Raw genomic sequence first — 10,113 nt, forward strand, 5'->3', positions numbered from 1 at the left:
CCCGGGTGTAATCGAGCGCAGAAAGGTGGCAGCGGGCTGGGGCCATCTCTGCCAACAGGCGCTTGATGCGGTTGGCCTGTTCGGTGGTGACCGGGCGAGTCAGGATGACCCGATAGACTGCCCAGCGGGTCGGGTCGCCATGGGGTTCGTTGCCGTTGTAGCTGAGTGTGCCGTCATAGCGGCGGCCGGTGGCGCGCTCGATGATGGTGCTGTCACCAAAGCCCAGCACGTTCAGCGCCTCCTTGATGGCCCATGGGGTTCCCTTGCGTTGATGTAATCGGAACGAGGCTTTGATCAGCGCCCGCTGCTGATCTTCTGATTCCGCCAGCTCCCACCAGTCCACCGAGCGTGCCCATGCCAGCCAGGGCAGCAACGGCGCCGGGCAGGTGTCGGCAAAGCGGGTGGAGGTAATGACTTCTGGTGTCAGGTTGTAGGCCAGCGCGGCGGCGGTCAGGTGCTCCAGCCGGGTTGCAGAGGGGGGCAGCAGATCCCGGGTGGCTGGGGTTGCCAGTGGCAGGCGATGCACCTTGTGCGACCCCATGCCACCGGCATCGACTCCTTGAGTCGCCAAGCGAGTGATGGTGGTGAACGGGCCTACCAATGGGGGGGCTAGTCCATCGTGTGCCAGGGTGATGGTCAGGGCTGGCTGGGTTGCTGTTGGCAGGGCTGGCGCCATCGGGTAGATGATCTGGGCGTACTTGGCAATCGGTGTGCCCATGGCGCCGGTAAAGGCGGTTGCCGCCTGCGCCAGCTTGGTTTTCAGCAATGGCTCACCTTGCTGACCGTCAGCCAGATCACCGACGGTCTGTCGCACCCTGGTCTTGTGGCTGCCGATAGCGCCGAGATCGAACCCTGCAGGAGCCAGCCGTTGCTGAATGGTCGGCACCTCGATGACATCAGGCTGTAACCCGCCGGTACCGAGCCGGATTCTTACTCCCGCCGTGCCGACCATCCCCGCATCAAGCCCGACAAGGGTTATCTGTGTTGACATGTCAGCCGCCCCCATGGCGAGCAGATCGCCCATTGTTGCAAACGTGGCCCGGATGGTCGTTGCTGGAGCGCCCTGTGCGCCATCGGTGATAGCGATGGCCCTGGTGCGGCAGGTCAGCTTGGTGGCCCCGGTTGCAAACTGGCTGATCCCGGTTGGCTTCGCGCGCTGGATGAGCGATGCCATTCCGGCTTGGCCTGCTTCTATCCCTGCCACTGTCAGGCCGACACTGACCCCGGCAATGGCCTCCGGCGCCGGATCATCCGGTCCTTGCACGGTGCCCCGATAGAGGGCTGCCCCGTCATGTGACAGGGTGCCGTCGTGATAGGTCAGTGACCCGCGCCAAACGGGATAGAAGGTTGCCATCAGAGCTTGAAGATCTTATTGGGGCCGTTATCCCAGGCGATGATGATGTCGCCGCCGTTGGTGCTGACCGGCAGGCCCGCCGCCGTATCGAACAGGGCGATCAGCGGGCTGGTTGCGGCGTTGCCGGTATCTTTGTAGATAGCGCAGTAGTTGACGTTGGCGGTTGGCACGGCAGTGAAGGTGACATCGGCCGCATCGAGCACGCCAGCGGCCACGGTTTTGCTGGTGAGGGTCTGCGGTGTGCCGACTACATGGGCCGAGATCCCGCTGTAAAACTCGTCGCTGGCAAGGGTTGGCGCATAGGTGCTCTTGAGCAGGGCACACTTGAGGGTGTCGGCACTGGCATTGATGGCGCCGGTGAGAAACTTTTCGCGGCCTTTGTCATAGAGGGCGTTTGCCATGGTGTTGTCCTTAGTCGATGTTGATGGAGGTGAGTTTGGCGGCCTGCTGCGCGCTGCAGGTGACATCGGTCAGCGGCGCACGCAGGGTGACGCTTTCGATCCCCGGCTGGTGCAGGGCGGCATAGATGGCGGAAAGCGGGACGGTGGCCCCGACCCGGTAGTAAGCGGCGGCCGTTTTGGCCATAGCATCTTTCGCGGCAGCAATGGCCTGCTCTTTACCCAGGCCGATAGCGTTGAGGGTGGCATCGACGGCATAGGGTTTGATCTGGGCCGGTTCGACCGCCACCAGATCGCAGAGCGGGCGAACGTCTTCGGCAGAGAGCGCCTGCTCGACCAGATTAAGGGTGTCGGCGCTCGGCTGGCCTGCCGGTGAGAGGATGGTCACTCTGACGGTGCCCGGGGTGGGGCTATCGACGGCGACATCGGCCACCTCGGCACTGGCCGAGAGGGCGTGAAACTTGTAGGCATTGACTGGACCCGCCGTGGCCATGCCCTCATAGGCCATTTGGCAGCGCATGCGCAGGCGGTCATCAGATTCATACACCGGATCTATGGGCGGGGTTGCTGATGGATCGCCCGGGGTGACCAGCAGGCGTTCGAGTTCGTACTCACCGGCTACATGGTCAAGGGTGGACCCACTGGCAAAGGCGAGCAGGGTCTGCTTGGCGGCATCGTTGATGCGGGCCCGTAGGATCATTTCGTTGTAGGCGTTCTCCTGCAGCAGCTTGTTGAGCGGCTCGGATTCGAGCTCCAGCGTGGCGGCTATGGCTGCCTGCTGGTCTGCCGGGTAGTAGCTGATCAGGGTTGCCTTACGCTTGGCCAGGATTGCCTCGAAGTCGAGGGTTTCCTCGACTTCCGGTGGTGGTAGCTGGGTCAGGTCTACATTGCTCACTGGGCGGCTCCTGTCGGAATGGGGATGGTCGCAGACTCCAGGGCGCCGCCATCTTTGCGCTGCCAGGTGAGCTCGATGGTGAGGGCACCATCCATGCCGCTGCCCAATACATCGACGCGGGTGACGGTGATGCGGGGTTCCCAGTTGATAAGGGCTTGCACGGTGGCGGCCATCAGGCGCAGGCGGGTGGCCTGATGCTGGGGCATGTCGATGAGGTAAAAGAGCTCGCTACCGTAGTCGCGGCGCATCACCCGGGAACCCACCGGGGTGATCAGGATGTCACGCACAGACTGGATGATGTGGTCGGTGGCACTGATGGCGCGGCCATGGGCGGCATTCATGCCGAGCCAGTTCATACCGGGCCCCCTGATGTGCCATCGCCCGGCTGCACGTTTTTGTGGCTGTGCTCTGTCACCTCGATGTCGCCCACCTTGGCGGTGTTACAGATGAGGCGCTTGGCCTGCAGCAGGTTGGTGCAGATGGTCTTGGGGGTATCGAGAGTCACGCTGACACTGGCGGCGATAGTGGCCTGCTTGATGCCGATGGCGTTGAGTGCCCCGGTTGCCGGGTTGTATTCGATGATGGCGCCATCGGCATATTCGGTGCGGTCGAGATCCGGGTTGTCATCCTCGGCCAGCGGCTCGGGGAACTGGTCAGCATTGAGACGGCCCACGATATAGGCATTACGCAGATCGCCGCTGACGGAGAGCAGGATCACCTGCTCGCCCAGGCTCAGGCGGTGGCGGGTACGGTTAGCCCCGGCCCGTTCTGTGGTGTAGGGCCGCCAGTTGGTGGTGATGTTGCCGGTTTTGACGCGACATTCTCCGGAGCGCACGGCGGTGACAGTGCCAATGCGGATCAGGTTGTCGATCAGGCGTTTGAGTTCGGTTGGGGTCGGTTGCATGAGGCCATTGTTTTGGGCAATGGCGGGGAAAACGAGAAAGTGTTAGTGTGTGGAGAGTTTGCACAATTCAATCAAAGCTAAAATTGATATTAGGTTAGCTTCTTGTTGGACCTGTATCGGAGATATGAGGCTAATAATTAGCCCCATACTGTAAGTTTATTTAAAATTTAAAGCCTTTTAATTAAGCTTGGAGCTTATTTAAATAGTTGCTTGGCTTTTCTTATTGTTTCGACAAACTTCCACCCTTTTGAATTTGTAATGTCATGGTGTATCTTTTGAAGAGACAATAAATGCTCGTTAAGCTTTAAATTCTCTTCTTTTAATACACAGATATCAATGTCATCTTCTTTAGGTATAGAGTAAATACTAGCTTGCTCGCTCTTAAATTCTTCAATGCATAATGACAAATCAGACAATCTTTTTTTAATGTCATTCAAAGGACTTGTTTGTTGTAGTATGTAATCGGTCCTACGAATACAGAATAAAGGTAACTTGTCATTTTTTATAAAAAATGCGTTTACATGCGAAGATACATCGTATGTATACCCAATCCCATGTAACTCTCTGCGAATGTCATCGAAGCATAAATGACCTACTTCAATGCATATAATATCGGGAAGTACAGCAGATCCTCTCATCCCCTCAATTACAGATAACTCATGTCCTTCAACATCTAGAACTAGTAGGTCTATGTAGGTTATGTTTTCTTGTGCAATGAAGTCGTGCCAAGTTTTAACTTGCACTTTTGTTTCAACAATTTGGCAACCAATTTCTTTGAGGAGCGAACTGTGAGCTTGAGTATGGTTTAATGAGCCATTTGTACAATCCACCCCGAATGTTGGATGATCTACGGCTTTAAAAATGGCTTCACCATTTTTATTGGACAGTGCAAAGTTGAAGTTCTTTGATTCAGGACGATTTTTACATAATTTTTCATAAATCCAAGGGACAGGTTCAATATTATAACCTTTCCAATTCATAGTTTCTTCAAAAAACTTACATGAGTTTTCCGTTAAGCCATCAAAAGCACCACACTCTATAAAGACACCTAGAGTGTCCTTGTTTGGAAAATATCGCTCAAATATAAATTTATCCAAGGGTGGGTCGAATTGACCGTAAAACTTTTCCATTTTAATTCCTTTGGCGTTTAATATGGTAAGTTATCTTAACTATATTGGCTGTTTTTAATGAGTAACGGTTGTAAATCACAACAATAATGTAAGTTAGATATTGACCTTCGTCTATATATAAATTGCATAGTTCTACGCCAAAATCGACCTCAGATCACAGTTGTACAGCTGCAATTATTTAACTGTTTACAAGTCATTTGCAGATAGATTATTGTGACAGATTGATCATTAGTTATTCACAGAGTAACGAATGAAGTAGCATTGTTTCTAACCTATCGATATCTTTTTCATCCATTCCTAACAGGTGGCGTTTGGGATACTGGATATCCTGCCCTTTACTACCTTTGTCTTTCAGGCCGTGGTGGTGAATGTTGGCCACCTTGTCGGCGGTGCTGGCAAACGAGACCTCGGCGTGATCGCAGTATCCCTTGGCTTTGAGCCATTTTGATTTGATCAGACGAGAGAACATCTTACGCTTGAGTGAGCTTTTGTTGATGGAGTCGCCCTTGCTGGTATCGAGCTTGATAAAACGCTTGATGCGGGAGCGTTTGAAGGTGCGAATGCCGCCGCGCATGATATCGAACCCAATGATATAGCTACGGGTGCCACGCCAGCTTTTGAGGTGACGTACTTCTTTGTCACTAGTGGTGTAGATAAATTTGATTTCGCGGTTGCCCCGCTGTGACTTGCGCGGATCCATCTTGTCACCTTCCGGGGTGACGTTGGCCTTGATGCGGTTGGCGTTGCTTTCCCGCATCTCTTTGGCCATCTTGTCAGCGAACTTGGCCAGCTCCCTGTCCGAGAGTCTGGCCCGGATCAGCTCTGCCCGTTCTGCAAAACGGGTTAGCTTGTCGATGTCGGCGGCCATGGCTGATATTCCCCGTTGATAAACAATTCCCAGGTGATGCCGTCATAAGGGTCTTCGGGTGGTTCTGGCAGATGCTCATAGTGCAGGCCCTGTTCGTCTTGCCATACCCTTACCCGTTCTGTGAGCGGTAGCTTGATTTCGATGTCACAGGTGTCGTTGTTTTGGATCTCGACTTCGAACCTGACGCTATTTTCACGCTTGTCATGGTTCATCATCAGTTCCGGTTGATACTGCCGAACCCACGCCAGCAGCGGCACCATGATGGTGTTCGCATGTTGGGCAAAGTCGGCAATGATGATGGTCAGTTCGTACTGGTATTCAAACGACAGGCTTTTGGCCCCCGTGGCAACCAGCTTGCCCTTGTCGACGAATATCATCATGTGGTCAGGGTTTTGGCGCAGCAGCGGGATGCACTTTTGCAGCACCTCACGGATCTGTTTTGGCTTTTCCATTTTCGCTCCCTTGTTGTCGTGTCTGGCAGGTGATGAGGCTATCGACCTTGGCGGCGCAACTGGCCCAGGCGGCCTCGGTCTGGCTCAGCTGGTCGAGCAAGTCGCCGTTATTGAGTGGCGCCGCCGCTGGCAGCCGGCAGGGGCTCGGGGCCGGACAGGTGAGCCTGATAATCTGCGGCGCCGGTGAGGGCGGGGCGCTGGAGCAGCCTGATAACAGGGTCAGGCAGAGGGCGATCAGCCCAAGCCTTGAGTTCGGCATTTTCACGTTTGAGCCTCTTGATGGTGTCGGCGCGGGTAGCGGCAGCCTGAGCCAGCTGGTCGAGCTGGCCCTGCAACTGCTGCGCCGCTTGTGCCTGGGTGGTCAGTTCCCGGGTGAGGGTGGCGATGGCGGTCTCTTTAAGCCGCTCGCGCCGCTCGGCCTCTTTGGTTTTCTCGTCGGCTGCCTTGAGGCTGGTTTGCAGGGTGGTGACGTCCCCTTTGGCCTTGGCCGCCGAGCGGGCTGACCAGCCCCAGCCACCAAGAGCGACAACCAACGCCAGCAGCAACCAGCTGACGGGGGAGGCCAGCAGCTCACGCCACATTGGCCACCTCCTGCAGCTGATAGACCTTGGTAAAGTGCGCAAACCACTTGGCCAGCTTGGTGTCGTAGTCGTTCTCCTTAAACGCCGGGCCGTTATAGCGGCGGGCGAAATCCGCCCACTTTCGCCCCTGCAGCGCCTTGTGCATGGCGGGGTCTTGCTGGATAAAGCGGCACAGGGCGGTGAGGTGTTCGACCTCGCTGCGCTGCATGGCCGCCTGCCAGTCGCTGGCAGAGGCAAAGCCCAGCGGCTGCCAGTGGTAGCCCATGATCTGGAACATGCCCCAGCTTGCCGACTCGATGGCCGCATCCTGATGCAGGCTGATGGCCAGTTGCAGCCGTTCCCACTCGGCTGCGCCGCCCGCATAGCCGCCGCGCTTGGGGTTGACCAGGTTGGGGTAATGGGCGGCCAGCTGGTCGGCGGCCGCCTTGCCCTGGTGTTTGGTGAGCTGCTTGTAGAACACATGCCGCTCGAACAGCACCACCGGGCGCATGGCATCGGTGAAGCCTTCGCCGATGCTCTCGACCTGGGCAACGGTGGCCATGGTGGCCAACGGCACCGCCAGTAGATCGGCACCGACCTGCATGTGGTTGATGGTCAGCTGGTTGCCGCGTTCACTGCTGAGCAGGGCGGCCAGGGTGCGCGGGCCCGCCTGACCGATGGCGGCGATCATGTAATCCCGCTGGAAGGCGATCAGCGCCTGCTCGGTTGCCTCACCAAACCAGCCATCGACTGCCACCGGATAACCGGCGGCGGTGAGGCGGCGTTGCAGGTCGGCCACGGCGGTGCCGGTATCCCCTTTTTTCAGGCTCATGGCTGGTACCTCCGGTAAATATCCCGGGCATGGTCGGTGCTGGACGGTTTACCCCGCGGCAGCAGATGGTGCACCGAGCCGCGGGTGTTGAGCACGGCGCACAGCAGGAAGAGTGCAAGCCCGAAGGCGGCCGGATCTGGTACCGGAATGCCGCCGAACAGAAAGCGCAGCGGAATGGAGCCTGACAGCACGCAGAGCAGCCACGCCATCCAGGCGGGCAGGGCGCGATACTCGCCACCTTTGCGGTCAAACAGCATGACCCGCAGGAAGATGGCGGCGCAGATCAGGGCGTAAAGGGCGGTGTAGATAAACACACCGGTCGGAGTCGTCGGGATCATGGTTGCCCCCTTTTGTTAAACAAGGCTTCAAGTAGCCGATCCTGATTGCGCATGATGAGCTGCAGCAGGCGCACCATCATGGCGGAGGCGATCAGCGAGCCGATCGCATTGCTGACCTGGACGCTGGCGGGCAGCAGTACCTCCAGCAGTTGGCAGGTAAAGCCAGCCAGCAGCAGGCCGCTGACAAACGAGGCGACAAACAGAGCAATCCGGCGCAGGCGCCCCTGCTCTTCGGCGGCCGAGATAAACAGCACTGCGCCGGTCAGTGCGCCGAGCACGACGGAGGGATCCACCCCGGGCAGGGTGAACAGCAAGGCCAGACCGGTAAGGGTGCTGGTTGCGGCGCTGGAGGAAATCGGTTCTGGCATCGTGCTCTCCTATCGTTTGCTGCCGCAGTGGCGGGCGAGTTGGAATTCGTGGATGGTCTGGCACTCGGCGCAGCGTTCGCAGCCCCGGATCGCCTCGCGGCGCTCTTGCGGGATCGGGTCGTCGCAGTCGATGCAGTAGTGGGGGCCAGTGCCCGCAATGCGGGCGGCATGGATGCGGGCAGCCAGTTGCTGCTCGCTGATGTTGGCCAGTCGTTCGAGTTCGTCGTCGAGGCGGCTCATGTCGGTGTTCTCTTTTGTCGCATGACAGTCAGTCCCATAGCTGGATCAGTGGCTGTTCGGCCTGCGTGGGGGCCGCTGGCATGTTGATGAGGGTGGCGGTTGGCAGGATGGGGCCGAGCGCGGCCAGACCGGGGTTAAGGTTGAGCACCTGCTCGGTGATGCCTGCGGTGTAGCCGTAGTGACGAAACAGGATGAGATCGAGGGTGTCGCCCTGCAGGCTGCGCAGTTGCATCAGATGAGCTCCACCGTGGTGTGGGTGGTGCCGATGATGTCGCGGATGGCAAAGCGGGCGTCGCGGTAGAGGTCGTCCGAGCTCACCTCTTTGGCATCGGCCGCTTTGATGCCGTCACCGGTGGCGCTGTAGTCGGTGTAGCGCTCGAGCAGATTGGCGCGGGTCATGGCGTAGACGGCGCGCCGGTAGCTATACAGGTATGTCGATTCGCCATTGATGGGCTCGGCGGGGACTGCAGCCAGGGTGGCGTGACCTTCGCTTTCTCTGGCGCTGCGCCACTGGGCCAGATCCCGGTTGACGCTGGTGATGGCGTCGATCACCGCATGGGTGAGGCGGGCGGTGGTGACGGTGCCATCGAGCCGGACGGTGTCGCGCAGCGCGCAGAGCGAGATCGCCGGCCAGAAGGGAGCGCTGGTGATGTCGCCCTCTTCTGTGGCAGCCGGGGTCGGGTTGGTGGCTAAAAATCCGGTGCTCATGGTGCTCCTGATGTGAGGTGGCGCCGCATGTTGGGCGGTGGTCGGGCCGTCTGGTATGCCGCTGGCATTCGTCAGGCCCGAGCCGCCCAGGGTGCGGGGTTCGCTCGGTTAGCTGGCCTCGCCGGGGGCGGGGTCAGGCTGTTCGGATGGCTGTGATTCGGATTGGGGTTCAGCGCCTGGCTGCGGTGCCGGTTCATTGGCGGGCTGGCCGGCGGCTTTCTCCTTTTTGATTTCGCGCACCAGATCTTCCAGCTCTCGCTTGATGCCCACCTTGTCGTGCAGCTCGATGGCGCGGCGGTAGTGGTCGGCCGCTTGCTCTTTGTGCCCTTCGGCATAACAGGCGCGGCCCACCGCCTTGTGCAACTTGGCGCGCACCTGGTCGAAGATGTCGCAGTCAGCCAGCATGCTCATGTAGCTGCTGAGCAATGGCAGGGATGGGCCATTACCCGCCTCTTGCAGCTTGATGGCGGTGTCGGCCACCTCTTCGGCGATGAGGGTGGGGGCGGTGCGTTCGTACTGGTCCGGGGTATTGAGACCGTGGCGGATCACGTAATCAGCCATTGGCAGGGCGCCTGCCAGATCGCCGGTGTCGAGGTGCCACAGCATCACGGTCACCATGACGTCATCCTGACCACCGCGATCGGCGGCCAGCAGGCCATCAATCCACGGTGTGTAGGTGGCCAGCATGGTGCGTTTGGCGTCAATCTTGCGCTCGAGGCTCTGAATGCCCTTGAGGGTGCGACGGTGCTCGGCCAACTGCATCAGCTGGAGTTCGTACTGGTTGGCGGCGGCGCGATCCTGCTCGGGATTGGCCGCCCCTTGCAGGGCGGCCATGATGCGGGCGGTGTGTCGTTGTGCAGGTGTCATCGTGGCTCCTTAACCGCCAGCAGGCGCAGGTTTGGCGCCCAGCGTGATGTTTTCTGCGACGGCGATGCAGTCGTAATCCTCGACCACGTAGGCATCGTTGGAGGATTCCCAGTTGACGATGCGGTCGAGGCTCGGCTGCTCTTCCAGGTGGCGACGGCGACCGCCGATCTGCCAGTAGATGGAGAGGTTGTCGAGGCGG

Annotated in this window: 18 protein-coding genes; all 18 read right to left on the reverse strand. The window is 58.7% G+C overall.

What is annotated here, in order from left to right; translation table 11 throughout:
- Positions 1-1,354: phage tail protein I (locus tag DBR30_RS19315; RefSeq protein ID WP_258224510.1), on the reverse strand; the 1,354-nt coding region annotated here is incomplete at its 3' end.
- Positions 1,354-1,755 (reverse strand): hypothetical protein, encoded by a 402-nt coding sequence (locus tag DBR30_RS19320; RefSeq protein WP_108542405.1) that lies wholly within the window; start codon positions 1,753-1,755, stop codon positions 1,354-1,356. The genes DBR30_RS19315 and DBR30_RS19320, both read right to left, overlap by 1 nt.
- Before the next feature lie 10 nt (positions 1,756-1,765).
- Entirely contained in the window at positions 1,766-2,647 is an 882-nt protein-coding gene (locus DBR30_RS19325; protein ID WP_108542404.1) for a baseplate assembly protein, read from the reverse strand.
- Positions 2,644-3,003: a GPW/gp25 family protein gene (locus DBR30_RS19330; RefSeq protein ID WP_108542403.1), complete on the reverse strand. Its 360-nt coding sequence runs from the start codon at positions 3,001-3,003 to the stop codon at positions 2,644-2,646. Before DBR30_RS19330 ends, DBR30_RS19325 begins: the two co-directional genes overlap by 4 nt.
- Complete coding sequence (locus DBR30_RS19335) at positions 3,000-3,551, reverse strand: phage baseplate assembly protein V (RefSeq protein ID WP_108542402.1); 552 nt, start codon at positions 3,549-3,551, stop codon at positions 3,000-3,002. The genes DBR30_RS19330 and DBR30_RS19335 overlap by 4 nt, the downstream gene beginning before the upstream one ends.
- A 194-nt stretch (positions 3,552-3,745) precedes the next feature.
- A complete protein-coding gene (locus DBR30_RS19340) occupies positions 3,746-4,681 on the reverse strand; it encodes an FkbM family methyltransferase (protein ID WP_108542401.1) in 936 nt (311 codons plus the stop codon).
- Positions 4,682-4,913: 232 nt separating this feature from the next.
- On the reverse strand, positions 4,914-5,549 hold the full coding sequence (locus DBR30_RS19345; protein WP_108542400.1) for a phage virion morphogenesis protein: 636 nt from the start codon (positions 5,547-5,549) through the stop codon (positions 4,914-4,916).
- Positions 5,525-6,001, reverse strand: a complete 477-nt coding sequence (locus DBR30_RS19350) for a phage tail protein (protein ID WP_108542399.1) — start codon at positions 5,999-6,001, stop codon at positions 5,525-5,527. The genes DBR30_RS19345 and DBR30_RS19350 overlap by 25 nt, the downstream gene beginning before the upstream one ends.
- Positions 5,976-6,224, reverse strand: a complete 249-nt coding sequence (gene lysC, locus DBR30_RS21410; RefSeq protein ID WP_258224513.1) for an Rz1-like lysis system protein LysC — start codon at positions 6,222-6,224, stop codon at positions 5,976-5,978. Before lysC ends, DBR30_RS19350 begins: the two co-directional genes overlap by 26 nt.
- Positions 6,109-6,582 (reverse strand): Rz-like lysis system protein LysB, encoded by a 474-nt coding sequence (gene lysB / locus DBR30_RS22620; RefSeq protein ID WP_108588484.1) that lies wholly within the window; start codon positions 6,580-6,582, stop codon positions 6,109-6,111. The genes lysC and lysB overlap by 116 nt, the downstream gene beginning before the upstream one ends.
- On the reverse strand, positions 6,572-7,393 hold the full coding sequence (locus DBR30_RS19360) for an N-acetylmuramidase domain-containing protein (protein ID WP_108541370.1): 822 nt from the start codon (positions 7,391-7,393) through the stop codon (positions 6,572-6,574). Before DBR30_RS19360 ends, lysB begins: the two co-directional genes overlap by 11 nt.
- Positions 7,390-7,731: a phage holin family protein gene (locus DBR30_RS19365; protein ID WP_013723873.1), complete on the reverse strand. Its 342-nt coding sequence runs from the start codon at positions 7,729-7,731 to the stop codon at positions 7,390-7,392. Before DBR30_RS19365 ends, DBR30_RS19360 begins: the two co-directional genes overlap by 4 nt.
- On the reverse strand, positions 7,728-8,099 hold the full coding sequence (locus DBR30_RS19370) for a putative holin (RefSeq protein ID WP_005352066.1): 372 nt from the start codon (positions 8,097-8,099) through the stop codon (positions 7,728-7,730). Before DBR30_RS19370 ends, DBR30_RS19365 begins: the two co-directional genes overlap by 4 nt.
- Before the next feature lie 9 nt (positions 8,100-8,108).
- Positions 8,109-8,339 carry a TraR/DksA C4-type zinc finger protein gene (locus DBR30_RS19375; RefSeq protein WP_108541369.1) on the reverse strand — a complete coding sequence of 77 codons (231 nt, stop codon included), beginning with the start codon at positions 8,337-8,339 and terminating at the stop codon, positions 8,109-8,111.
- 28 nt (positions 8,340-8,367) lie between these two features.
- Entirely contained in the window at positions 8,368-8,571 is a 204-nt protein-coding gene (locus DBR30_RS19380; protein ID WP_108541368.1) for a tail protein X, read from the reverse strand.
- On the reverse strand, positions 8,571-9,047 hold the full coding sequence (locus tag DBR30_RS19385; RefSeq protein WP_108588485.1) for a head completion/stabilization protein: 477 nt from the start codon (positions 9,045-9,047) through the stop codon (positions 8,571-8,573). Before DBR30_RS19385 ends, DBR30_RS19380 begins: the two co-directional genes overlap by 1 nt.
- A gap of 108 nt (positions 9,048-9,155) precedes the next feature.
- Positions 9,156-9,914, reverse strand: a complete 759-nt coding sequence (gpM, locus tag DBR30_RS19390; RefSeq protein ID WP_108588486.1) for a phage terminase small subunit — start codon at positions 9,912-9,914, stop codon at positions 9,156-9,158.
- A gap of 9 nt (positions 9,915-9,923) precedes the next feature.
- The coding region (locus tag DBR30_RS22625) for a P2 family phage major capsid protein (protein ID WP_258224511.1) at positions 9,924-10,113 on the reverse strand (190 nt) is incomplete at its 5' end.

The organism is Aeromonas sp. HMWF017, assembly GCF_003061465.1.
GTDB lineage: Bacteria > Pseudomonadota > Gammaproteobacteria > Enterobacterales > Aeromonadaceae > Aeromonas > Aeromonas veronii.